The organism is Burkholderia sp. YIM B11467 (assembly GCF_052952715.1).
The window spans coordinates 130,936-154,454 of sequence record NZ_JBQVSQ010000013.1; the positions used below are offsets into that span (position 1 = coordinate 130,936).

Here is a 23,519-nt window from a genome sequence, read left to right on the forward strand (position 1 = left end):
CTGGCGGCGCATCTTCAAGAGAGAGCCAGTGCGATGGAAAAGGCAAAACCGGAGGGAAAGATCAGGAATCACGACGGCCCGGTCGGCGGGCGGAACACGTGCGACCCGGACGCACACGGCATGGCGGCGCGGCTGCGCATGCCGGCGGGAGGCGCACGATGAAACTCTATGAAAAACTCGCGGACGACATCGAGCGCCTGATCCGCCAGGGCGTGTACCGGCACGGCGACCGGATTCCGTCGGTGCGGCAGGCGAGCCAGCAACACCGGATCAGCATCACGACCGTGCTGCACGCGTATCTGCTGCTCGAAAGCCGCGGGCTGCTGGAAAGCCGGCCGCAGTCGGGCTACTTCGTGAACCTGCGCCGTGACGACAGCCACGCGCCGGTGCGCGAGCTACGGCCGTCGAAGCCGATCGCGATCTCGTCGTCCGTGGACGTGAGCCGGCTCGTGCTGTCGACGCTGCGCTCGATCGGCACGGACGACGCGGTGCCGCTCGGCTCGCCGTATCCGGACCCGAGCCTGTTCCCGTTCGAGAAGCTGAACCGCTACGCGTACGCGGCCGGCCGCGACAAGGCGCTGTGGGGCGTGACGGACGGGCTGCCGCCCGGCCATCCGCGACTGATCCGGCAGATCGCGCGCCGCTACCTGGAAAACGGGATGTCGGTGGATCCGAACGAGATCATCGTGACGGTCGGCGCGACGGAGGCGATCAACCTGTGTTTGCAGGCGGTCGCGAAGCCGGGCGATACGATCGCAGTGGAGTCGCCGACGTTCTACGCGATGCTGCACGCGATCGAGCGGATGGGGATGAAGGCGATCGAGGTCGCGACGCATCCGGAATACGGGATCGATATCGCGGCGCTGGCCGCGATCGCGAAGTCGCAGCCGATCGCCGCGTGCATGGTGATGCCGAACTTCCAGAACCCGCTCGGCTTTCAGATGCCCGACGAGCGCAAGCGCGAACTGGTGGAGTTCGCAACGAAGGCCGACATGCCGCTGATCGAGAACGGTGTGTATAACGAACTGTATTTCGGCGATACGCATCCGAGTTCGCTGAAGTCGTACGACCGCAGCGGGATCGTGCTGCATTGCGCGTCGTTTTCGAAGAGCCTGACGGCCGCGTACCGGATCGGCTGGGCGTTGCCGGGCCGTTATCGCGATCAGGTCGAAAAGCTGAAATTCTTGAACACGCTCGCGACGCCATCGCTGCCGCAACTCGCGATCGCGGAGTTTCTCGAACGGGACGGTTACGAGCATCACCTGCGGCGCTTGCGCAAGGCGTATGCACAGCAGGCGAACCTGATGCGTGCGATGGTGTCGCGGTTCTTTCCGGAGGGCACGCGTATTTCGAGTCCGGCGGGCGGGTACGTGCTGTGGGTCGAGCTGCCCGCGCAGGTCGATGCGATGCGGTTGTACCAGCTTGCGCTGGAGCAGGGGATCACGATCGGCCCCGGCTACATGTTCTCGATCACGGACAGCTACCGGAACTTCATCCGGCTGAACTACAGCAGCCCGTGGTCGCCGGAGATCGAGCAGGCGGTGATCGCGGTCGGGAAGCTGGCTGCGGCGTGCATGAAGTGACGGGGGGTTGTCGCTTGCGGGGGAATGACGAAGCCGGCCTGGGGCCGGCTTTGTTTTTGGGTTGTTGCGGGGAGGGGATGGGGGGCGCGATGCGATTTGTTGGCGTTCGGCCAGTTTTGGTCATTCGACGGGGCAATCCAGATCGAACTGTACGGAAGACCGGTCAAGCGGCGTCGTTCCAAACGCCGGCATAGAGGTCGTAGACGCGTGCATGTCTTAACGCGGCTCGGATTGTCTCTTCCTCGACAGGGTCGAGCAACACCGTTGGAATGGAAATCCCAACGTTGTTCGTATCGATTGCGAATACCTCAGCAGCGTCGCCACAGGAGGGTGCAAGCACGGCCTCCACATCGGCGACACTGCCACATTGCACTACGAGTTGAAGACTCATGATCGCTTCACCCTAACCTCGGCAACGTCCTTAAGAGCGTTGGTGAGGCGCACTTCAATGTCGTCCACAACCTTTTGCCCACGGACGTCGTAGTACACCACAAACCTCGCTGAGGACAATGGGATGTGTTGACGTCCGTAATGGACGCGAGCGCGAACGAACGCGAGACTGAGCCGGAGTGCTTTCTCGGTCTCGATGAAATGATTGACAACCAAGATGTGTTCAGTTCGATCGCGTGCCGAAAACTCTGGGGTGAACATGGTGAAATTGTCCGTGTTGCGGTGCTCCACCGAACGACCGCTTTCGGGAATTCTAACTGACCGCTTGGATCGCGACCACCCAGCCGCGACCCGCCGCCAGCGCGGCGACGGTCCTCCTCGCAATGTCGCGTCAGCGCGAAGCCCCGCCGTCGCGGGGCGACGATCCTCGACAGCCGGCGGCATTCAGGCTGCTGCCGCCTTCTGAATCGAGTCGTGCTGATCGCCACCCAGGATATCGACAAGACTGGTCAACATCCGCGCCAATTCACCCGTCATCAGCGTGACATCCGAATCGAAGCGTTCATCGTCGTTCTGCGCGGTGGGATCCGTCGCTTCCTTGATCACGTCGAGCGGCGTGACACGCTTGATCGTCAGCGACGGTGTCAGCACGAAGGAGATTCGGTCATCCCAGGTCATCGCGAGGCGCATGCATTGTTTGCCGGCCTCGATGTGCCGGCGCATGTCGTTCGCTTCCAGCGCGTGGCCGACGTATCGCACCGTGGCGCCGCCTTCGCCGGTCGAGCGCAACTCGGCGTCCTGGTCGACGGTGAATCCGCCCGGCGCCTCGCCGGACAGCAGCCAATCCGTCATCGCGGCGACCGGCGAAAGCGCCACATGAACGCCGGCGAGCGGCAACTGATCGATCGATTTGACGAGCAGGCCGCGAACGTCGTCGGCAAGCGCCTGTGCAGCCGCATCGATGACGAGCCAGCCGTTCACCGTATCGATCCACACGCGGGTATCGCGGCGAATGGTGAACGCGCGCGGCAGCAGTTCATCGGTCACCTGCTCCTTGAGTTCGCGCAGCTGTTTTCGCCCGACCTTGAAGCCCTGTTGCTCCTCGACCTCAAGCGCCCGGGCCTTGGTCACCTGATTGACGACCGACGCCGGGAGCAGCTTCTTTTCGGCACGAAACACCAGCAGCATCTGCCGGTTGATCGAATACACCAGCGCGCCGTCGTCACGCGGCGACGCCCATCCGTGGCGCTGCATCTCGACGCTGCTGCCCGGCTGAAACGCGTGGGGCGCCAGCCATTTTTCCATCTGATCGGGGGTAACGGCCCAAGGGGCCGGAAGACGATGAAGCTGAAGATTCTTGAACCACATAGGGGTACGGGCAAAGCGCACCATTCTATATGACGGTGATGCTTCGTGGCCATGAAGTGCCGTTCGTCTCGTCGCAGCTAGCGACACCTGAACGTCCGCAACTTACTCGAGACACGCCGTTCCATCGGCACTTTTTGCCGTCAACCCGGCACCTGACCCGGTACGGAGGAATACAACAGCCGACGCGTAGACCTTCGCTTGAAGAAGTCGACGCCGAATGCGACGGTTGGACGATTGATTCGTGTGCCGCGGGTTCGGCCACTTTGAGACGTCCGGCATCGTCGTCTGGATCACCAACAATCACTGAGCAAGGAATGTAAGCCGGCTTCTGACATTTATTGACCGTCGGTCCGCTCTATCCGGGAGTAGGATTTGAGTCGCGGAAACGAGCGCCGCGCGTTTGTACGGATGGAGCTCGTGAGGTCATTTTGATCGGTTAGAAGGAACCACCGGCATGAGAAGAATCGCATTGCTTTGGAAAGTTGTCAGGGGCGATCTGCGTGTTCTCGGATACGCACTGCGTCATCCCGACCGCCCGGGATGGTTGATTCCTGCTGTCGCTCTGGTCGCGTTGTACGCGATCGATCCTTTCAATTTCGCAGTCCCATTCGTCGGGATTGTGGACGATGGCGTGCTGGTTCCGTTGGCGTTGCATTTGATGATCCGCTGTCTCCCGACCCAGCTGCAACATCTACGCCGCAGATGAGCTCCCGTCCGTCGGTCAATCGCATCGCGCGATTGCAAGGTTCCACCACAGCGCGGATGTGGAGTCGGCTGCTGCTTGCGACCGTCTTCGCGGTTGGCAGTCACGCGATATGCGCGGGCGAACTGGTTTCCGTGAAGAGCCGCAATGAAACCCAAAACATCTACATCAATTCCCCATCGACCCCACCAGCATGGGTCATCGTGCTCTTCGCGGGAAGCGATGGCGTCGTTGCTCTTTCAGAAAATGGACCGACCAACGAACAGGGAAATTTTCTGGTGCGAACCGCACCTTACTGGACGACGGTAGGTGATGCCGCGGTCGTTTTCGACGCGCCATCGGACCAGGCGAAAGGGATGGATGACGAATTCCGGCTGAGTGGGGCGGCAAGTCAGGACGTTGTCGCCGTCGTTACGGAACTGAAAAAACGTTACCCGGCCGCCAAAGTTGCACTGGTTGGTACGAGCCGTGGAACGATTACGGTGGGTAACGTGCTGTTACGCAATCCCGACCTCGCGGATGCTTTCGTGCTCACTTCGCCGGTGTCGGTAGCAGTTCACGGCAAGCCGGGATTGTCTGATGTCGCCTGGCCGCGAAACAAGGCGCGTGTATTGGTGCTATCGAATGAACATGACGTTTGTGCCGCGTCGCCATTCTGGGCAGCCAAGCGTATGGCAGCCGACAACAATTTTGATTTCGTTGCTGTATCGAGCACCATGGGCGGAGGTAACAAGCACGCCGAATGTGGTGGGCAGGCTCCGCACGGGTACCTGGGAATCGAATCGACGGCGCTTGCCGCCATCAACGAATGGCTTAACGGGCGCAGAACCGAATCGCGGCCGTAGCGGCAGCGCAGTCCGGCATTCAAACACGATAGACGAGCGCTTGGGAAAGCGGCGGGAGTCTACCGGTGTACGGCACGCGGGTGGCGTGCGCCTCCTTGCCCACGCACCGCATGGCAGCCCGCTCGGACGCATCCAGCTGCAGTTTCCAGGTTCATGGCAACTGATCGCGCGCCAATGAAGTCGCCCAGCGTTTCGACCACCGATCCAACGGAAGGAGGAGTTCAAACAAGCTCCTTCCCATGGACGTCGGCTGGTAGCCCTCGGCACCAAGCTCGACGAGTTGCGACTCGCGGAGTTCCTTGAGACGCGAGTTGAGGACACCAGGAGAAACGGACTCACACCGACCTTGCAATTCTCGAAACGTGCATGGTCCGTGATGGCACAACTCCCACAATATTCTCATGGTCCAGTTGCGCCCAAGAAGATCGAACAGCGCCATAACGGGCTGGCCTGTGCGGGAGCCACGCACCGGATTGCCCGGGAGAGGTGTGTCGGCCACGTCTTTTGCTCCAAAGATGCTATCAAATCAGTAGCGCATGTCGGGAAAATTCGCTACATTCTCTTTGCTACGAAAAGAGTAGCACATGTCGAGGTCGTTGCTACTCCCGTCCCCAGCATCCGGTACCTGAACTCATGACCAAAGCGCGCGCCGTGCCCATGCCTAGTGACAGTGTGCTTGTGCCGCTCTACGCGGGTGCGGACCTGCTGGATGCTTTTGCAATTCGATTGCCGGCGGAAGCTAGCGACAATCTCGAGGTGCTGGCACGTACCGCGTTCGAGCACCAGGCGGGATGGATTCGTGCGCTCACGTATGTCCGCGATGTGGTGATGGCGACAGTCGGCGTCAAATCGTCTCGCGCCGTTGGTCTTGCCGGCGCGGCGCGCGGACCGGTTATCGGCTACTTGCCGGTGCTGTCAATGAGCGCGACGGAGTTGATCGTTGGCGCGGATGACCGGCATCTGGACTTTCGCGTCACCATCCAACTGCTCGCCGATGCGGAAAATGGGCGCGAGCTGCTTGCGGGCACAGTGGTGCACTGTCATAACAGACTGGGACGTATCTATCTTGCGAGCATTGCGCCGTTTCATCGCGTTATTGTGCGGGCGAATCTGGAGCGAGCAGTAAGGGAAATGAGGACTTGAGTATGCGTTGGCGGTAGGGCGGGCGGAAACATGACCGAGCACGATGCAGAACTCCACGGTTGCTGGCGGCTGATCTCTTTCGATGCCGAGCTTCAGGATTCAAACGAGCGCACTCAACCTTGGGGCGCAGACCCGAACGGGTACCTTATCTTCAGCTCTGATGGGCGAATGATGGTATTGGTTACCGCAAAGACGCGGGAGCCAGGAAACACGGATGAGAAGATGGTGGCACTCTTCCGTACCGTGATGGCCTATACAGGACGGTATCGGATAGATGACGACAGGTTCATTACAAAGATTGACTCGTCCTGGAATGAAGCCTGGAACGGCAGTGAGCAGGAACGCTTCTACAAGCTTGATGGAGAAACGCTTGAGGTCAGCACGGCCTGGATGCCGAATCCGTTAGTGGCCGGAAATCCAATCGGACGGGCTATTCTCAGCTTTAGGCGTGAGTAATTTTCGCGACGCCGAGTTCGCAATTTTTGACCCAGTAACGGACCACCGGGGAGGTATCCGGCGGAGTTCGACCATTATGAGCAATTCACGACCAGTGCCCGTATTGGCGCTTAAGTGCCAGCGTGCCGCTCGCGGCGATACGCTCGAAACTTGTTCTGCGATCCGCCACGCCCGGTTGTTTTCATCGCTGTGCTTGCAGTACAGAAAAATGAGTATCCTGTCGCCCGTGCGGCCCCGACGAAGTGGCGCACTCGAAGGCGTGAACCTCCCAATCATGGTGCCTTTGCACGGGCCAAACATCGGCGCCAGGCGGCGTGTTGCACCGTGCGGATTCGAGGCACCTGCCCGGGTGCGGCCCGCGCGATGATGCGCCCTGACTAACATGAGAGATGGAATGACGACTACATTCGACGAGGCGACAACGGCGGCGATCGCCGCGTTTGCCCAACTGGATTTCTACACGGCCGTGCAAGCGATGCGCGCCGAGGCCGATTACGACCACGAACGAGACCAATGGATCTCGCGCTATATCGACGAGCATGGCGGCGGTGCGGACGATGCAGCATACGATGCCTTGCACGCGCAGGCCCAGGCAACCCCGGAATACGCGCAGTTCATCGATGCGATTCGCCGGGAAATCCTGGAATACTTCGGCGTGACCGACGATCAACTGGACGGGATGGTCCTGCTGCGCAATGACGACAGCGATGAGCTTTGGGCGGAAGTCAACCGGCAGCGGAGCGCGCTGGGAACCGGTGAAGTGCGCGGAGATCTCTGATCATTGCTTGCCATTGGGGTCTCAAGTCGTGCTGAGTGCAACGGCTCGAGTGGCAGCAACGGTTCGCTAGCCGACAAACACCCTCGAAAATCCCTAAAGAGCCTCGTTCTTTCCGCCCACATCAATCGCGCCGCTCCAGATACTCGCAAAGAAAATCGATAAACACGCGCACCTTCGCCGACAGGTTCAGCCGCTCCGGATAGACCGCATAGATATCCGACGGCGGTAACGACCAGTCCGCAAGCACTCTCGTCAGCGCGCCCGAATCGATGAACGGCTGCGCGTCCCACTCGGACCGCACCAGCACGCCGTGCCCGTCGATCGCCCAGCGCAGCGTCGCTTCGCCGTCGTTGCTGCTCATCACGCCATGCACCTTGACGAGTTCATGGCGTTTGCCCTTCGTGAAGTGCCACGTGCCATACGCGGTGTCGTTCTCGCGCAGCACGATGCAGCGGTGACCGCGCAGGTCGCCGGGCACCTTGGGGACGCCGTGCGCCTTCAGGTAGCCCGGCGCCGCGCAGACGAAGCGCCGGTTCGCCGCGAGCTTGCGTCCCACCACGCGCTGGTCGGGCAGTTCGCCGAACCGGATGCCCACGTCGTACGCAAGTTCGGCGAGGCTCATCGGGCGGTCGGTGAGCTCCAGCTGGATCTCGACCTCCGGATGGCGCTCGCGAAACGCGGACAGCGCGGGCACGATGTGGCGGCGCCCGAAGCCGAAGGTCGCGTTGACCTTCAGCAAGCCCTGCGGCTGGTTGCGGCTGCTCGACACGGTGCGCTCGAGTTCGTGCACCTGTTCCAGCAGCTTCGAGCCCGTCGCGAGATACACCTCGCCCTCGTTGGTCATCGCCAGCCGCCGCGTGGTGCGGTTCAGCAGCTTCACGCCGAGGCGCCGTTCGATCTGGTTGAGCCGCGCACTGACGGCGGGCGGCGTCACGCCGAGATCGCGCGCCAGCGCCGACAGGCTGCCGTGCGTGACGAGCCGCGCAAAGAACTCCAGGTCTGCGATCGGATCCATCTTAAAGTTTCATTTAATAATGGGTTAAGCCACGACGCATTTTAAGGCGTCACCCTCTAAATTACACTTGCCGAAACGTCCGGACCAGGGCGTTTTCGCAAGAAAACCGGAGGAACGATGGGACAGACGCTTTACCGGAAGATCGTGGCGAGCCACACGGTGTTCCCGGTCGACGAGCAGCATGTCGTGCTCTACGCCGACCTGCACATCATGAACGAGTACACGAGCCCGCAGGCGTTCGCGGGGCTCGCGGAAAAGAACCTGCCGGTGCGCTGTCCGGAAAAGCAGATGGGCATCGTCGATCATGTGATCCCGACGCATCCGGTGCCGGTCGACAAGCGCACGATCGTGATCGACGCGGCGGCCAGCCAGGCGGCCAATTTCACGCGCAACTGCCGCAAGCACGGCATTCACCTGTTCGACGTGCAGGACACCGAGCAGGGCATCGAGCATGTGGTCGCGCCCGAGATCGGCCTGATCCGGCCCGGCATGGTCGTGCTGTGCGGCGACAGCCACACGACGACCTACGGTGCGCTGGGCGCGCTCGGCTTCGGCATCGGCACGTCGGAAGTCGAGCATGTGCTCGCCACGCAAACGCTGGTGTACCGCGTCGCGCGCGACATGCGCATCCGTGTCGACGGCGCGCTGCCCGTCGGCACCACGTCGAAGGATCTCGTTCTCTACATCATCTCGAAGATCGGCGCGCAGGGTGCGCGCGGTTTCGTCGTCGAGTACGACGGGCCGGCGATCGCCGCGCTGAGCGCCGAAGCGCGCATGACCCTGTGCAACATGACGGTGGAAGCCGGCGCGCGCGGCGCACTCGTCGCGCCCGACGAGACGACGCTCGCTTATGTACGCGACCGGATCCGCGATCTGCCCGCCGATCAAATTGCGGAGGCTGCCGCGCAGTGGACGCAACTGAAATCCGACGCGGACGCGCAGTTCGACGTCACGCATCGCTTCGATGCGGCGGATGTCGCGCCGTTCGTGACCTGGGGCACGAGCCCTGACCAGGCGATCGCGATAACCGCGCGCATCCCGACGCTGTCGGCCGAACCGCTCGAACGCGACAACGCACGCAAGGCGCTCGACTACATGGGGCTCGATGCCGGGCAGGCGATCGATGGCCTGGCGGTCGACCACGTGTTCATCGGTTCGTGCACGAATGCGCGCATCGAGGACTTGCGCGCCGTCGCGGACGTCGTGCGTGGCCGCACGGTCGCGCCGTCGGTGCGCGCGATGGTCGTGCCGGGGTCGATCGCGGTGCGCGAGCAGGCCGAACGCGAAGGCATCGCGGGCACGTTGATCGACGCGGGCTTCGAATGGCGTCAGCCCGGCTGCTCGATGTGCCTCGCGATGAACGACGACATCCTGCAACCCGGCCAACGCTGCGCGTCGACGACGAATCGCAATTTCGAAGGGCGCCAGGGCCGCGGCGCCCGTACCCACCTGATGAGTCCGGCGATGGCCGCCGCCGCCGCGCTGGCCGGACGCATCGTCGACGTACGCAAGGAGTTCGACCATGCCTGAGCACGCATTCGTCAGCGGCATCGCCGCGCCGCTGCCGCTGAACAATCTCGATACCGACCAGATCATGCCGAAGCAGTTTCTGTTCGGCATCGACAAGTCGGGGCTCGCGCGCGGCGTGCTGTACGACCTTCGCCACGACGGTGCGGGTGTGCAGCGGCCGGATTTCGTGCTGAATCGCCCCGAGTATCAAGGTGCGCGCATCCTCGTTGCCGGCGCCAATTTCGGTTGCGGCTCCAGCCGCGAACACGCGGTGTGGGGCTTGCAGCAGGCGGGCTTCGACGCGGTGATCGCGCCGAGCTTCGGCGAGATCTTCTACTTCAACGCGCTGAACAACCGGCTGTTGCTGGTGATGCTCGATCCCGCCGTCGTGTCGACGCTCGTCGAACAGGCCGGTAATCCGGCGACGAGCATGCTGACGATCGACGTGCTGCGTCAGGTCGTCACGACCGCGGACGGAAGCGAATACCCGTTCGATCTGCCCGAGCGGCAGAAGCGCATGTTCGTCGAGGGGCTGGACATGATCGGCATGACGCTCGCCGACAGCAACGCGATCGATGCGTTCGAGGCGCGCCATTACGCGGCGCATCGGTGGATGAAGATCGATCTGCCGAAGCAGCAGCGCGCAGTGTGACAGAGGCGCCTGAGAGCGCCCGCAGCACGGGGCCGGCCGCGTGCCACGCGGTTCCGGCCGGCCCTGCCGAAGTGCGATCGGAATACAAAACTGGAGACATGAAATGGAAGCTTCCCCCGTGCAGACGAGCGTGCCGCCGCACACGCGACTATCGTCGCGGTTCAACCTGAAGATCGGCGGGATGCCGCTGCCGATGTTTGTCGCACTCGCGCTCGTCGCGGTCCTGGCGGCCATCACGAAACGGCTGCCGAACGACATGATCGGCGGCTGCGCGGTACTGATGCTGTCCGGGCTGCTGCTCGGCGAGATCGGCCGCCGGATTCCGGTGTTCCGCCATATCGGCGGCCCCGCGATTATGTGCCTGTTCGTGCCGTCGGCGCTGCTCGGCTACCGGCTGATGGACGATGCGACGCTCAAGGCGATCACGGTGACGATGAAGACGGCCAATCTTCAGTATCTCTACATTGCGTGCCTGGTCGCCGGGAGCATGCTCGGGATGAACCGGAAGATCCTGATCCAGGGCTTTCTCAAGATGTTCGTGCCGCTGTTCGTCGGCACCGTGGCCGCGATCGCGGCGGGGATCGCCGTCGGCCTCGCGTTCGGCTACGACCCGCAGCACACGTTCTTCTATATCGTGATGCCGATCCTCGGCGGCGGTATCGGCGAAGGCATCCTGCCGCTGTCGATCGGTTATTCGGAGATCACCGGTGCCGCGCAAGGGCATCTGATCGCGATGATGGTGCCGGCCGCGCTGATCGGCAACGTTGTCGCGATCCTCGCGAGCGGCCTGCTGAAGCGCTTCGGCGAAAAGCATCGCGCGTACAGCGGCGACGGCTTGCTGGTGAAGACCGGCGAGGACCGCGAATTGCTCGCCGCGCAAAAGGCCGAGGCCGAGCTGGACCTGCGGCTGATGGGGTTCGGCCTGCTGCTCGCGTGTACGCTGTTCATCCTCGGCGGGCTGCTGGCGCCGCTCACCGGCATCCCGGGCCCGGTGCTGATGATCGTCGCGGCGGCGCTGCTGAAGGTGTGCCGCGCGATTCCCGAGTCGATGGAAGTCGGCGCGTACCAGATGTACAAGTTCATGTCGACGAACCTGACGTTCGCGATCCTCGTCGGGCTCGGCACGCTGTTCGTGTCGTGGGACAAGCTCGTCGGCGCATTCTCGCCCGGATACTTCGTGATCTGCGCGTCGATCGTGATCGCGATGGTCGTGTCGGGCTTTTTCGTCGGCGCCGCGCTGAAGATGTATCCGGTGGAATCCGCGATCATCACTGCGTGCCATAGCGGGCTCGGCGGCACCGGCGACGTGGCGATCCTGTCGTCGTCGAACCGGATGGGGCTGATGCCGTTCGCGCAGATCTCGACGCGCATCGGCGGCGCCGCGATGGTTGTGTTCGCGACGATCATGATGAAGTGGCTGCATTGAAGCCCGCAGCTGCTTGACCGTCAATCGCGTGACGGTTCGTCCGAGCGGCGCAGCACGAACCCGTCAGGGCGGACCAGCACGTGGCCGTCGTCGGGCAGCGCGGTCAACGCATGCCAGCCTGCCTCCGCTTCGACGAAGTCGAAATCCCTGGCGGCTACGAGGACGGCTGGCGTGGCGCGGTTCAGGCTCGCGCGGCTCGACGATGCGACCGACGCGTTCGGGCCCGCGAGCAGCACGTAGCCGCTGCCGAACAGATCGAGAGTCGACACCTGCCGGCCGTCACGCCGGATCCACGCATGCGGAAAGCGCGTGCCGGTTTGCGCGCGCAGTTGCGCAACGGAAGCGGGCGGCGTGTCGCGCGCCGGTGCGCCGGCATCGGGATAACGATGCCGCAGCAGCACGTCGCCGGTGTCGAGCAGCTTGGCGAAGACATCCCGGTTGGCGTCGGTCTCGATGCCGAAGCGCGCGTCGAAGTCGGTGCGCAACAGCGCCTGGTGCCCGTTGCGCACGGCCAGCGGCCGTCGCTCGATCTCGTAGCTGTCGAGCAGCGACGCATCCGCGTCGCCGCGCAGCGTCGCGGCGAGCTTCCATGCGAGGTTGTGCGCGTCCGCGATGCCGGTGGTCGCGTTGAATCCGCCCCACGGCGGCATCATGTGCGCGGCGTCGCCGCACAGGAACGCACGGCTCGACCGGTAGCGGGTTGCCACGCGCACGCCCGTGTTCCACGTGCCGCGGCTCTGAATGTCGATCTCGACGTGGTCCAGCCCGAGTGCGGCGCGCACGAGGCCGGGCAGCGCGTGGTCGGCCGGCGGGCCTTGTGCCGGGTCGTACTCGAGATGGAAGGACCACTTGTCCGCGTTGTCCATCGCGAGAAACAGGCCGCGCACGGTCGGGTTCGCGATCTCGCACTGGCTGAACGTGCGGCCCTGCACGATCTCGCCAAGATCCGCATGAAAGAAGATATTGACGAAGTGCTGCGGCGCCGGCGTATCGGCCGTGTCGATGCCGAGTTGCCTGCGCACGAAGCTGCCGCCGCCGTCGGCGCCGACGAGCCACGCGGCTTCGATCGCCGTTTCCTGCCCGCCCGGGCCGCGCACGGTCGCGAGGAGGGCGTCGCCCGTCGCGGCGAACGACACGAGTTCATGGCCGAAGCGCACGTCCGCGCCGCGCGCTTCGACGTGCCGGCGCAGCACGGGCTCGATCAGCGTCTGCGGGCATGCGGTGAAGCTCGATGGCGACGGCGCGATCGCGGCCATCTTCGAGCGCATCGCGGCGACGTCGACGACCGGCTGCGCGTCGACCAGCGTGCGCCCGCGGCGCGCGCCGCCGAACGCGCCCTGGCGCCACGCACCGGCCGCCGTTTCCTTGACCGCGTCTTCCACGCCGGCCTGACGGAACAGTTCCATCGTCCGCAGGTGGATGCCGCGTGCGCGCGGCAGCGGCGACACGCCTGCGTTTTTCTCGACGAGGATGAACGGGACGTCGAGGCGCTGCAGGAACAGCGCGGCGGACAGGCCGACCAGCCCGCCGCCGGCGATCAGGACCGGCGTCGTGGTGACAGGGGTAGGCATCGGGCACACCTTCGCGTAGAATTTATCATTGATAAGTTTATCTATCGTCGATAGAGAAAATCAAGCATGGCGAAGATACGACGTGACGAAATCGTGGAGGCGGCGCTCGAACTGCTCGACGAACAGGGGCTCGATGCGCTGACGACGCGGCGTCTCGCGCAGCGGCTCGGTGTCGAGTCGGCGGCGCTTTACTGGCATTACCGCGACAAGTCGGTGCTGCTGGCGGAAATGGCGGCTGTTGCCTTGGCGCGGCATCACACGCCCGACGTGCCGGCCGATATCGCGCAGTGGGACAGCTGGTTTGCGGACAACGCGCGCAGCTTCCGGTGCGCATTGCTTGCGCATCGGGACGGCGCGCGGCTGCATGCGGGCTCGACGCCCGACCCGGATGCGGTCGAGCGGATCCGGCCGAAAATCGCGTATCTGGTGCGTGCCGGCCTGACCGAGCAGGAGGCCGGGATGGCGCTGCTGGCCGCCGGCCAGTTCACGATCGGCTGCGTGCTGGAGCAGCAGGCCGCGCACGGAGGCGGGGTCGACGAATCGGCGCGGTCGGATGAAGCCGACGGCCGGCAGCGGACGAGCGGGATGGCGATGGCGCCGATCGATCCCGGCCTAGCGTTCGAATTCGGGCTCGGGCTGATCGTCGACGGCTTGCGGCAGCGGGTGGGGCGCGCGTAGCCGGGCACCAGTGCGACCTGCGCGCCTTGCGTGTTATCCGCCCGTCACCGGCGGGAAAAACGCCACCTCGCTGTCCTCCCGCACGACGAACCCGCCCGTCACCATCTCGAGATTGACGGCCGCGCGCACGGGCCGGTCCATCCGCAGCGCTTCGGCACTGCGCGCGTCGCGTGCGGCCAGCGTGCTGCGCAGCGCGTCGACGGTGAGTTCCCGCGCGTCGATCTCGACGACTTCCTCGTCGAGATCGAGTTGCTCGCGAATGCTTGCAAAGTATTTGATCGTCAGTTTCATCGCGGTGTCTTGAGCGGGATCGGCGGAGTCGGAATCGGAATCGGAAAACGCGCAACGGGCGCGGTCAGCCCCAGCGCCGCATGGCCTGGTCGTCGTGCGTCTTCGCCTCGACCCAGCCGGATTCGCCGTCGTGGCGGATCTCCTTCTTCCAGAACGGCGCGTGGGTCTTCAGGAAGTCCATCAGGAATTCGCACGCATCGAACGCGGACGCACGATGCGCGGCGGCCACCACCACCAGCACGACCGCCTGGCCGAGCGGAATGCGCCCGACGCGATGCACGATCTTGACCGCTTCGAGCTGCCAGCGCGCGCTGGCTTCCTCGACGATGCTCCACAGGGCCTGTTCGGTCATCGTCGGGTAGTGCTCGACCTCGAGCGCGACGACGTCGTCGACGTCGCCTTCCTTGCGGACGACGCCGAGGAAATTCACGACCGCGCCGACATTCGGATTGCGAACGATCGGCGCGAGCTCGGCGCCCGCATCGATCGGCGCGTACTGCACGCGCACTTCGAAGCCGGCGGCAATCGCCGGCGGCGGCTCGGTGTGCGGGGTGGCCGCGTCGGCCGGATGCGGGTGGCTACCGGCGCGCAACGGATCGTCCGGCAGCCCGGCGCGGGATTCGGTGAAGGTCGTCATGACGGTTCTCCTGTAGGCAATGCGTCGTGCGGCGCGCGGCGGCCGGTCAGCCGCCGACGAGCGACATGCGCACGGTCGGATAGGTCTTGCCCGGCGCACGGGCCGGCCGTGCAGCCCGGCGCTCGGAATAACGATCGTCGCGCTGCGTCCAGCGCTCGCGCACCGCGGCGGCGAGCGTGTCGACCGATGCCGCGTCGTCGAGCCACGGCCGCAGGTCGGTGCCTTGCGTCGCGAACAGGCACGTATAGAGTTGGCCGTCGGCCGACACGCGTGCGCGCGAGCAGGTGCCGCAGAACGGATGCGACACGCTCGCGATGAAGCCGACCTCGCCCGCGCCGTCGAGGTGCCGGCAACGAATGGCGGTCGCGTCGTGCCCCGGTTCGCCGACGAGCACGAGCGGATAGTGTTCGTCGATCAGCGCACGCATCCGCGCGGCCGGCACGACCTTGTCGCCGGACCAGAAGCTCGCGCCGCCGACGTCCATGTATTCGATGAAACGCACGGCCACGCCCGTATGCCGGAAGTGCCGCACGAGCGGCAGGATCTGGTCGTCGTTCGCACCGCGCTCGATCACCGCGTTGACCTTGACCGGCGCGAGCCCGGCTACCTGCGCGGCCTCGATGCCGGCGAGCACGCGCGACACGGGCACGTCGGCGTCGCTCATCCGGCGGAACACCGCGTCGTCGAGCGCATCGAGGCTCACGGTCACGCGCGACAGGCCCGCGTCGCGCAGCGTGCGCGCCTTCGCGGCGAGCAGCGAGCCGTTGGTCGTCAGCGCGATTTCGACGGGTTTGCCGCCGACGGTCGTCAACGCGGCAAGCCGTTCGATCAGCGCTTCGAGGTTGCGGCGCAGCAGCGGCTCGCCGCCCGTGATGCGGATTTTCTCGACCCCGAGCGACGTGAACGCGCGTGCGATCTTTTCCAGTTGCGCGAACGACAGCCGCTCGGACGACGGCATGAACGCATAACCCGCGCCGAAACTTTCGCGCGGCATGCAGTAGCCGCAGCGGAAGTTGCATTGATCGATCACGGACAGGCGCAGGTCGCGCAGCGGGCGGCCGAGCGTGTCGGACGTGCGGGGGAAGGCGCCGGGCGATGCGTCGCCGGATGTGGCGGCGGCGTCCGGCGCGGCGGAAACGATGGCATTCACGATCGGTTCGTCGGCCTGCATGAAGTAAGCGGAGGGGCGTCGCCGATCGGCCGTGCGGATGCCGACGTGTCGGCGCACAGGTCGTGACGGGCCTCATCGTGAGGATAGTCCGCGGGACTTTTCCGGCAGGGACACAATCGCGCCCGAATTGCAGGAATACAGTTCGCCGTGCGGCATGCGCGGCGAAGGCGTCGCAGCGGGCGGGTGTCCGGCGTCGCGCTCATGCGAGCCAGTGCGCGAATTCGTAATACGGAACCGCGTCGCCGCGCGCGATGCGCCGCCCGGCCGGCAGCCGGGCGAGCCCGCTCGCCAGCACGAGCGACTGCAGCGTGCCGGCGCCTTGCTGTCGCAACGTATCGAGCACCGGCGCGCCACCGGGGCCGACGGCACAGCGCACGCGCACGAAGCGCTCGCGCTGCGCATCCGGCTCGAAGTCGATGTCGATCGGCAGCGACGGCACGATAGGCACGCGTGCTTCACGCCCTTGCAGGCACCGGATCAGCGGCGCAACGAACAGCGCGAACGCCGTCATCGCGGCGCCTGGGTTGCCGGGCAGCAGCACCACGGGCCGCGCGTCGAGCCGCGCGAGCGCGACTGGCTTGCCGGGTTTCATGCGCACGCCGGCGACGACGAATGATGCGCCGAGCGCGGCCAGCGCGGGGCGCAGCAGATCCTTGTCGCCGACCGATGCGCCGCCGACGCAGATCACCAGGTCGCAGCACGCGTGCAGATCGCGCAGCGCACGATCGACGGCGCTTGCCGTGTCGGCCGCATGCAGGCGCATCGCGACGCTGGCGCCGGTGCCCGATACCAGCGCGGCGAGCATCGGCGCATTGCTGTTGTAGATCTGCTGCGGCGCACGCGGCTGGCCACAGGCGACGAGCTCGTCGCCGGTCGTCAGGATGCCGACGCGCAGCGCCGGGCGCACGTCGATGTGCGCGAACCCTTGCGCGGCGGCCACACCGACGTGCATCGCACCCAGTCGCACGCCGGCCGGTATGAGCAGGTCGCCGGCTCGCACTTCCTCGCCCCGGCGGCGGATGTGCGAGCCGCTGCGCTGCGGTGCGTCGAACGCGACCCAGCTGTCCTGTTCGCGTGCGTGCTCCTGCATCACGACGGTGTCCGCGCCGGGCGGAATCATGCTGCCGGTGAAGATGCGCGCGGCCGTGCGTGCGGCCAGCGGCGCCGGTGGGTCGCCCGCATAACAGCGCTGCGCGACGTGCAGCGGCTCGCCGTGCGCGAGGTCCGCGTGACGCACGGCGTAGCCGTCCATCGCGCTCTGGTCGGCCGGCGGCTGGTCGAGCACGGCGGACAGCGGCGTGGCCAGCACGTGGCCGGCCGCGTCCTCGACCGGTACGGAGACGACCGCGTCGAGCGGCGCGAACGCGCCGAGCGGCGCGAACGCGCCGGCGAAATGCTGCTGCGCGGTATCGAAATCGATCAGTTGTTTCATGAAGTGAGGGCCGGATGCGTTTGCGCGAGCGCCGGTTGGTCGGGATGAGCGGCGTCGGGTGATACGTATTCGACGAAGCCGTCGTTGCGGCAGAAGCCGAGCAGCCGCACGCCGGCTTCGCGGGCGACGCCGATCGAGAGCGACGTCGGCGCCGAGATCGTCGCGATCATCGGGATGCCGACTCGCGCGGCCTTGCGCACCAGTTCGTAGCTTGCACGGCTCGACAGGAATACGAAGCCCGCGTGCAGGTCGGCGCGGCGCCGTGCGAGTGCGCCGATCAGCTTGTCGAGCGCGTTGTGGCGGCCGACGTCCTCGAACACGTCGAGCACGGCGCCGTCGCGGTCGCACCAGGCGGCCGCGTGAATGCCGCCCGTCTCGCGCATCAGTGTCTGGCGGGCCGGCAATGCGCGTGCGGCGCGTGCGATCGCATCGGCGCCGATGCCTGCGGCCGCGCCGGCTGCTGCGATGCGCGGCGGGTGCAGGTCGAGCTGCGCGATGCTTTCGATTCCGCATACGCCGCAGCCGGTGCGCCCGGCCAGTGCGCGCCGGTGCGCCTTCAGCGCCATGAACGCCTGCTGCGACACGGTGAGCCGCACTTCGGCGCTGTCGGGCCGACATTCGCTGTCGATGTCGAATACGTCCGACGCACGCTCGACGATGCCTTCGCTCAGCGCGAAGCCGAGGCCGAACACGTCGAGGTCGATCGGCGTCGCCATCATCACCGTGTGCGAGATGCCGTTGAACACGAGTGCAACCGGCGTTTCGTCGACGACGCGATCGACGGTGTCGCGCGCTTCGCCGGCACGATGACGCGTGACATCGCACGCGGTGCTGCCGGTCGGATCGTCTCGGTGGGTCATGCGGTTTTCTCCAGGGGGCGGGCGGGTGCCGAGGGGCGCGCCGCTGCCGCGATCAGGCGTTGCATAACATGTTAAGCGTGGTGAACCGCGCGCCGGATGCACAGCGGCGCAACGCGGAAAGCAGTACAGCTTGCGGCGCGCGGCACCGGTTGTGCCGTTTCCGTACACACATCTTTGCCGGGACGGAAAGCACAGTTTCAGGACGCGTTCGCGCGATTGCGAGTATCGTGGCAATCGCGATATCGTCATTCACGCTTCGATGCCATGCGAGTGACCGTCTGTGTTCGCATGTGTTGTCGCCAAGCCGTCGCGCGATTTCCTGCTTCGGGCGGACGTTCTCACAACCACGAGCAAATTACGGTCATGGAAATCTTCGATGCGTTCCATCTCGCACGATTGCAATTCGCGTTCACGGTGTCGTTCCACATCGTGTTTCCCGCGATCAGCATCGGCATGGCGAGCTTCCTGGCGGTGCTGGAATGGCGCTATCTCGTCACCGGCGACGCCGCCTACAAATCCATGTTCCAGTTCTGGTCGAAGATCTTCGCGATCGGCTTCGGGATGGGCGTGGTGTCCGGCGTCGTGATGGCGTACGAGTTCGGCACGAACTGGGCCGGCTTCTCGCGCGTCGCGGGCAACATCACGGGCCCGCTGCTCACGTATGAAGTGTTGACCGCGTTCTTCCTCGAAGCCGGTTTTCTCGGCGTGATGCTGTTCGGCTGGCAACGCGTCAGCCCGCGCGCGCACTTCTTCGCGACGCTGATGGTTGCCGTCGGCACGCTGATCTCGACATTCTGGATCCTCGCGTCGAACAGCTTCATGCAGACGCCGCAGGGCTACAAGATCGAGAACGGTCTCGTCGTGCCGGTCGACTGGTTCAAGATCATCTTCAACCCGTCGTTCCCGTTCCGTCTCGCGCACATGACGATCGCGGCGTTCATCGTCGCGGGCTTCATCGTCGCCGCATGCGGCGCGTGGCACCTGCTGAAAGGGCGCCGCGACGAGCCGGTGAAGCGCAGCTTCTCGATGGCGCTGTGGATGCTGCTGCTGCTCGCGCCGGTCCAGATCTTCGTCGGCGATGCGCACGGGTTGAACACGCGCGAATACCAGCCGGCGAAGATCGCGGCGATCGAGGGGCTGTGGGAAACCGAGAAGGGCGGCACCTCGCTGAACCTCGTCGGGCTGCCCGACATGCAGGCCGAAACCACGCGTTATGCGATCCAGGTGCCGCATCTCGGCAGCCTGATCCTCACGCACAGCTGGGATGGCGAGATTCGCGGACTGAAGGAATTCCCGCCGCAGGACCGCCCGTATTCGCCGATCATCTTCTGGACGTTCCGGATCATGGCCGGCCTCGGGATGCTGATGCTGCTCACCGCGCTGCTCGGGCTGCTGCTGAGAAAGGGCGGGCGCCTGTATGAAGCGCGCTGGTTCCAGTGGTTCGTGGTGGGCATGGGGCCGTCGGGCATCGTCGCGCTGCTGGCCGGCTGGATCACGACCGAGGTCGGGCGGCAGCCGTGGACCGTGTACGGCGTGCTGCGCACCATCGATTCGGTTGCGCCGCTCAGCGCGCAGCAGGTCGGTGTGTCGCTGCTGATCTTCGTGGTCGTGTATTTCCTGGTATTCGGATCGGGCATCTACTACATGATGAAACTGATGAGGCGCGGGCCGGCTGCACAGGCCGGATACATCGAGCTCCACCGGCATCCGGGGCTGCGCAACCGCGCGCTGTCCACGTCGCTGGATACCACGGAGGCGGAGTAATCATGCAAATCGATCTTCCTGTCGTGTGGGCCGCGATCATCGGCCTCGGCGTGTTCATCTACGTGATGCTGGACGGCTTCGATCTCGGCATCGGCCTGCTGTTTCCGTTCTTCGACGCGAAGGCCGAGCGCCAGGTGATGCTCGACACCGTCGCGCCGGTGTGGGACGGCAACGAGACGTTCCTGGTGCTCGGCGGTGCGGGTCTCTATGGCGCGTTCCCGGTCGTGTATTCGACGCTGCTGCCCGCGAATTACCTGCCGCTGGTCCTGATGCTGGTCGGGCTGATCTTTCGCGGAGCGGCGTTCGAACTGCGTGCGAAGGCGACCCGCACGCAGCACATGTGGGATCTCGCGTTCATCGGCGGCTCCGCGCTCGCGGCGTTCTGCCAGGGCATCGTGCTCGGTTCGCTGCTGCAGGGCATCCGCATCGAGAACAACCAGTTCGCGGGCGGGCCGTTCGACTGGCTGTCGCCGTTCAGCCTGCTGTGCGGGATCGGCGTGCTCGTCACGTATGCGACGCTCGGCTGCGGCTGGCTGATCCTGAAGGTCGACGGCGAACTGCAGCGCAAGATGCGGCTGCTGATGAAGCCGCTCACGGGCGTGCTGCTCGCCGTGATGGCCGTCGTGAGCCTGTGGACCGTGATCGGGCTGCCGGCCGTCGCGCACCGCTGGTTCGGCAGCGGCAACCTCGGCTGGTTCCTGCCGGTGCCGATCCTCGTCGTCGCGTGCGTGTGGGGCATCTTCCGCACGGTGAAACGCGAGCACGAGGCCACGCCGTTCCTGCTGACGCTCGCGCTCGTGTTCCTCGGCTACACGGGGCTCGTGATCAGCATCTGGCCGAACATCGTGCCGCCGTCGCTGACGATCTGGGAGGCCTCGTCGAGCCATTCGAGCCAGCTGTTCGCGCTGGTCGGCACCGTGATCGTGCTGCCGATCATCCTCGTGTACAACGCGATGCAGTACCGCGTGTTTCGCGGCAAGGTGCGCGAGGGCGATATCGGTTATCACTGAACGGCGCGATGTGACGGGCACGGCGTGAGCGGGCGTATCATCACGCGCAGCGCGGCGCCCGGCACGGCATCCACCCGAAAGCGGCCCGCCACGCGCGGGCCGTTGCGCATCGGGCGGGTCGCGCAGCGTCATTTCCTGGCCGTCGAGAAAACACCATGATCGTCCGACCACGACAAAACTGGCTCAGGATGCTGTTCGTCTGGAACGGCTCCGTGCTGCAATCGATCATTCCGCAACTCGTGTTCATGGCGATCGTCAGCACGCTGGCGGTCTTCACGAACGGGCGCATCTTCGGCGAGAAGATTCCGCTCAACACCGCGCCGTTTACGCTGTTCGGGCTCGCGCTCGCGATCTTCCTCGCGTTTCGCAACAACGCGAGCTTCGAGCGCTTCAAGGAGGCGCGGCATCTGTGGGGCAACCTGCTGATCGCGGCGCGCACGGTGACGTCGCAACTGAATCGCTACTTGCCCGACAGCGTCGATGATGCCGAGCGCAACCGGCTCGCCGATCTGCTGATCGCGTTCACCTATGCGCTGAAGCATCAGTTGCGTCATACCGATCCGGCGGAAGACTTGAAGCGGATTCTCGGCGCGGAGCGTGCCGGTGCGCTCGCGCGCAAATGCTTCAAGCCCGTTGCGATCCTCGACGAGCTGCGTGGCGGCATCGTCCGCGCGCTGGGCCGCGCGCCCGGCAGCGACGCCACCTGCTGGATGTTCGACACGCAGCTCGACGAACTGGGCAAGGCGGTGGGTGGTTGCGAGCGCATCCTGTCGACGCCGATCCCGTTCTCGTACAGCGTGCTGCTGCATCGCACCGTGTATGCGTACTGCGTGTTGCTGCCGTTCGGCCTCGTCGATTCGACGGAGTTCTTCACGCCGCTGATCTGCGTGTTCATCTCGTACACGCTGATCGCGCTCGAAGCGATCGCGAACGAGGTCGCCGAGCCGTTCGGCCTTGCGCCGAATGCACTCGCGCTCGATGCGATGGCGCGGACGATCGAGCGGTCGGTGCTCGAACTGGGCGACCGCCCGATGCCGGAGGAATTCGTGCCGGCGTCGACGTACCAGATCACGTGAGCGGGCGCGCGAAACGGGCCAGCAAGCGGGCCGCGTCGGGCGCTAGAATGGCGCTTGCCTGTTCTCCGGACCCGACGCGATGACCCTCGTCGACACCTATCTCGCCGGCCTGCGCGCCGCGCTGCCCGACGCCGACAATGCGTCGCTCGCCGTCGCCACGGGTGCGACGCCGGCGCAGCTCGATGCGCTGCGCGCGGCCTATCCGCAGTGCCCGGCCAGCCTGCTCGAACTGCTCGGCAAGCTCGACGGCACCTACTGGCGCGACTACGGCGGCACGACGATCAACGTGCTCGTGCTGGGCTCCGACGTCTACGAATACCCTTATTACCTGCTGTCCGCCGCGCAGATGCTCGAAGAAGGCGCGAAGTACCGCGACAGCATCGCGGACATCTACGGCGACGACGCGAACGACGACGGCGAACTTGTCGATTCGCGCATCGACATCGCGCTGCCGATGAGCCGGCGCCTGTGCTTCGCGCATTGCATGAACAACGGCGGCACGTCACAGCTCTACATCGATTTCGAGCCGGCGCCGGGCGGCAAGGTCGGGCAGGTCGTGCGCTTCCTGCACGATCCCGACAGCTACGCGGTGATCGCCGACGACTTCGATGGCTACCTGCGCGAGCTGATCGACGGCGGTTATGCGTTTGTCATCGATTTCGACGAAGAATAGCGAAGGGCGGGGCGGTTGCCCCATTTCGACCATTCAGCGCGACCGGGCGGACGACGTTCGCCGGTTGCCGTGACAGGAGCGTGCATGATGCGAATCTACGTGACGAACGTGTTCGTCGACGACCAGGACAAGGCGTTGGCGTTCTATACCGACACGCTCGGGTTCCAGCTCAAGTACAACGTGCCGGTCGGCGAATTTCGCTGGCTGACTGTCGTGTCGAAGGATCAGCCCGACGGCACGCAGTTGCTGCTCGAACCGAGCAATCATCGCGCGGTGGGGCCGTACAAGCAGGCGCTGTACGAGGACGGGATACCCGCCGCGTCGTTCCAGGTCGACGACCTCGACGCCGAGTTCGCGCGGCTGAAGGCGCTCGGCGTTCACTTCACGCTGGAACCGACGGATGCGGGGCCCGTGCGTGTCGCCGTGATCGACGATACGTGCGGGAACCTGATTCAGCTGATGCAGATGAAGTAACGCATAGCACGAAC

The 23,519-nt window shown here is 65.1% G+C and carries 25 protein-coding genes; 15 read left to right on the forward strand and 10 right to left on the reverse strand.

Going from position 1 to position 23,519, the window contains the following annotated elements; genetic code table 11:
- The first annotated feature begins 158 nt into the window (after positions 1 to 158).
- Positions 159 to 1,583: an aminotransferase-like domain-containing protein gene (locus tag ACTRWB_RS32770; protein WP_446904337.1), complete on the forward strand. Its 1,425-nt coding sequence runs from the start codon at positions 159 to 161 to the stop codon at positions 1,581 to 1,583.
- A gap of 163 nt (positions 1,584 to 1,746) precedes the next feature.
- Here the strand turns inward: ACTRWB_RS32770 and ACTRWB_RS32775 are convergent, their stop codons facing one another.
- Together ACTRWB_RS32775 and ACTRWB_RS32780 are read right to left on the reverse strand one after the other, a co-directional pair.
- The gene (locus tag ACTRWB_RS32775; RefSeq protein ID WP_446904338.1) at positions 1,747 to 1,974 is read right to left on the reverse strand and encodes a hypothetical protein; all 228 of its coding nucleotides are present in this window, start codon (positions 1,972 to 1,974) and stop codon (positions 1,747 to 1,749) included.
- Between the two features lie 443 nt (positions 1,975 to 2,417).
- Positions 2,418 to 3,341 (reverse strand): recombination-associated protein RdgC, encoded by a 924-nt coding sequence (locus ACTRWB_RS32780; protein ID WP_193102909.1) that lies wholly within the window; start codon positions 3,339 to 3,341, stop codon positions 2,418 to 2,420.
- Between the two features lie 454 nt (positions 3,342 to 3,795).
- On the opposite strand from ACTRWB_RS32780, the gene ACTRWB_RS32785 reads away from it, so the two are divergent.
- Entirely contained in the window at positions 3,796 to 4,047 is a 252-nt protein-coding gene (locus ACTRWB_RS32785) for a YkvA family protein (protein WP_193102908.1), read from the forward strand.
- Positions 4,044 to 4,889 (forward strand): hypothetical protein, encoded by an 846-nt coding sequence (locus tag ACTRWB_RS32790; RefSeq protein ID WP_446904339.1) that lies wholly within the window; start codon positions 4,044 to 4,046, stop codon positions 4,887 to 4,889. The genes ACTRWB_RS32785 and ACTRWB_RS32790 overlap by 4 nt, the downstream gene beginning before the upstream one ends.
- 151 nt (positions 4,890 to 5,040) lie before the next feature.
- Here ACTRWB_RS32790 and ACTRWB_RS32795 read toward each other — a convergent pair whose 3' ends face one another.
- A complete protein-coding gene (locus tag ACTRWB_RS32795; RefSeq protein WP_193103133.1) occupies positions 5,041 to 5,328 on the reverse strand; it encodes a winged helix-turn-helix transcriptional regulator in 288 nt (95 codons plus the stop codon).
- A 194-nt stretch (positions 5,329 to 5,522) separates the two neighbouring features.
- Between ACTRWB_RS32795 and ACTRWB_RS32800 the strand changes: the two genes are divergently transcribed.
- The 3 genes from ACTRWB_RS32800 to ACTRWB_RS32810 all read left to right on the forward strand — a co-directional run bounded on the left by ACTRWB_RS32800 (position 5,523) and on the right by ACTRWB_RS32810 (position 7,266).
- Positions 5,523 to 6,032, forward strand: a complete 510-nt coding sequence (locus tag ACTRWB_RS32800; RefSeq protein ID WP_446904340.1) for a DUF2867 domain-containing protein — start codon at positions 5,523 to 5,525, stop codon at positions 6,030 to 6,032.
- A gap of 30 nt (positions 6,033 to 6,062) precedes the next feature.
- Complete coding sequence (locus ACTRWB_RS32805; protein ID WP_129517929.1) at positions 6,063 to 6,488, forward strand: lipocalin-like domain-containing protein; 426 nt, start codon at positions 6,063 to 6,065, stop codon at positions 6,486 to 6,488.
- A gap of 394 nt (positions 6,489 to 6,882) precedes the next feature.
- Entirely contained in the window at positions 6,883 to 7,266 is a 384-nt protein-coding gene (locus ACTRWB_RS32810; RefSeq protein ID WP_446904341.1) for an ATP-dependent protease, read from the forward strand.
- 121 nt (positions 7,267 to 7,387) lie between these two features.
- On the opposite strand, the gene ACTRWB_RS32815 is transcribed toward ACTRWB_RS32810, so the two are convergent.
- The gene (locus tag ACTRWB_RS32815; protein WP_446904342.1) at positions 7,388 to 8,281 is read right to left on the reverse strand and encodes a LysR family transcriptional regulator; all 894 of its coding nucleotides are present in this window, start codon (positions 8,279 to 8,281) and stop codon (positions 7,388 to 7,390) included.
- Positions 8,282 to 8,398: 117 nt separating this feature from the next.
- Between ACTRWB_RS32815 and leuC the strand changes: the two genes are divergently transcribed.
- From leuC to ACTRWB_RS32830, 3 genes are all read left to right on the forward strand, one after another.
- Positions 8,399 to 9,811, forward strand: coding sequence for a 3-isopropylmalate dehydratase large subunit (leuC, locus tag ACTRWB_RS32820; protein ID WP_446904343.1), 1,413 nt, complete (start codon positions 8,399 to 8,401; stop codon positions 9,809 to 9,811).
- Entirely contained in the window at positions 9,804 to 10,442 is a 639-nt protein-coding gene (gene leuD / locus ACTRWB_RS32825; RefSeq protein WP_446904344.1) for a 3-isopropylmalate dehydratase small subunit, read from the forward strand. Before leuC ends, leuD begins: the two co-directional genes overlap by 8 nt.
- A 103-nt stretch (positions 10,443 to 10,545) precedes the next feature.
- Positions 10,546 to 11,868 (forward strand): 2-hydroxycarboxylate transporter family protein, encoded by a 1,323-nt coding sequence (locus ACTRWB_RS32830; protein WP_446904345.1) that lies wholly within the window; start codon positions 10,546 to 10,548, stop codon positions 11,866 to 11,868.
- A 20-nt stretch (positions 11,869 to 11,888) separates the two neighbouring features.
- Here the strand turns inward: ACTRWB_RS32830 and ACTRWB_RS32835 are convergent, their stop codons facing one another.
- Positions 11,889 to 13,439 carry an FAD-dependent monooxygenase gene (locus ACTRWB_RS32835; RefSeq protein ID WP_446904346.1) on the reverse strand — a complete coding sequence of 517 codons (1,551 nt, stop codon included), beginning with the start codon at positions 13,437 to 13,439 and terminating at the stop codon, positions 11,889 to 11,891.
- 66 nt (positions 13,440 to 13,505) lie between these two features.
- On the opposite strand from ACTRWB_RS32835, the gene ACTRWB_RS32840 reads away from it, so the two are divergent.
- A complete protein-coding gene (locus tag ACTRWB_RS32840) occupies positions 13,506 to 14,117 on the forward strand; it encodes a TetR/AcrR family transcriptional regulator C-terminal domain-containing protein (RefSeq protein ID WP_446904347.1) in 612 nt (203 codons plus the stop codon).
- A 33-nt stretch (positions 14,118 to 14,150) separates the two neighbouring features.
- Here the strand turns inward: ACTRWB_RS32840 and moaD are convergent, their stop codons facing one another.
- From moaD to fdhD, 5 genes are all read right to left on the reverse strand, one after another.
- Positions 14,151 to 14,408 (reverse strand): molybdopterin converting factor subunit 1, encoded by a 258-nt coding sequence (moaD, locus tag ACTRWB_RS32845; RefSeq protein ID WP_129517936.1) that lies wholly within the window; start codon positions 14,406 to 14,408, stop codon positions 14,151 to 14,153.
- Between the two features lie 64 nt (positions 14,409 to 14,472).
- Positions 14,473 to 15,045, reverse strand: coding sequence for a molybdenum cofactor biosynthesis protein MoaE (locus ACTRWB_RS32850; protein ID WP_446904348.1), 573 nt, complete (start codon positions 15,043 to 15,045; stop codon positions 14,473 to 14,475).
- A gap of 46 nt (positions 15,046 to 15,091) precedes the next feature.
- Positions 15,092 to 16,216 (reverse strand): GTP 3',8-cyclase MoaA, encoded by a 1,125-nt coding sequence (gene moaA, locus ACTRWB_RS32855; protein WP_446904349.1) that lies wholly within the window; start codon positions 16,214 to 16,216, stop codon positions 15,092 to 15,094.
- A 199-nt stretch (positions 16,217 to 16,415) separates the two neighbouring features.
- Entirely contained in the window at positions 16,416 to 17,648 is a 1,233-nt protein-coding gene (locus ACTRWB_RS32860) for a molybdopterin molybdotransferase MoeA (protein ID WP_446904350.1), read from the reverse strand.
- Positions 17,645 to 18,508 (reverse strand): formate dehydrogenase accessory sulfurtransferase FdhD, encoded by an 864-nt coding sequence (gene fdhD / locus ACTRWB_RS32865; RefSeq protein WP_446904351.1) that lies wholly within the window; start codon positions 18,506 to 18,508, stop codon positions 17,645 to 17,647. Before fdhD ends, ACTRWB_RS32860 begins: the two co-directional genes overlap by 4 nt.
- A gap of 363 nt (positions 18,509 to 18,871) precedes the next feature.
- Here fdhD and ACTRWB_RS32870 point away from each other — a divergent pair, with 363 nt between their 5' ends.
- The 5 genes from ACTRWB_RS32870 to ACTRWB_RS32890 all read left to right on the forward strand — a co-directional run bounded on the left by ACTRWB_RS32870 (position 18,872) and on the right by ACTRWB_RS32890 (position 23,505).
- Positions 18,872 to 20,272: a cytochrome ubiquinol oxidase subunit I gene (locus ACTRWB_RS32870; RefSeq protein ID WP_343494200.1), complete on the forward strand. Its 1,401-nt coding sequence runs from the start codon at positions 18,872 to 18,874 to the stop codon at positions 20,270 to 20,272.
- A gap of 2 nt (positions 20,273 to 20,274) precedes the next feature.
- Positions 20,275 to 21,282, forward strand: coding sequence for a cytochrome d ubiquinol oxidase subunit II (gene cydB, locus ACTRWB_RS32875; protein WP_129517943.1), 1,008 nt, complete (start codon positions 20,275 to 20,277; stop codon positions 21,280 to 21,282).
- Between the two features lie 155 nt (positions 21,283 to 21,437).
- Complete coding sequence (locus ACTRWB_RS32880; RefSeq protein WP_446904352.1) at positions 21,438 to 22,358, forward strand: bestrophin family protein; 921 nt, start codon at positions 21,438 to 21,440, stop codon at positions 22,356 to 22,358.
- Between the two features lie 79 nt (positions 22,359 to 22,437).
- Positions 22,438 to 23,031 (forward strand): SMI1/KNR4 family protein, encoded by a 594-nt coding sequence (locus ACTRWB_RS32885; RefSeq protein WP_446904353.1) that lies wholly within the window; start codon positions 22,438 to 22,440, stop codon positions 23,029 to 23,031.
- Positions 23,032 to 23,118: 87 nt separating this feature from the next.
- Positions 23,119 to 23,505 (forward strand): VOC family protein, encoded by a 387-nt coding sequence (locus tag ACTRWB_RS32890; protein WP_129517945.1) that lies wholly within the window; start codon positions 23,119 to 23,121, stop codon positions 23,503 to 23,505.
- Positions 23,506 to 23,519 lie beyond the last annotated feature (14 nt).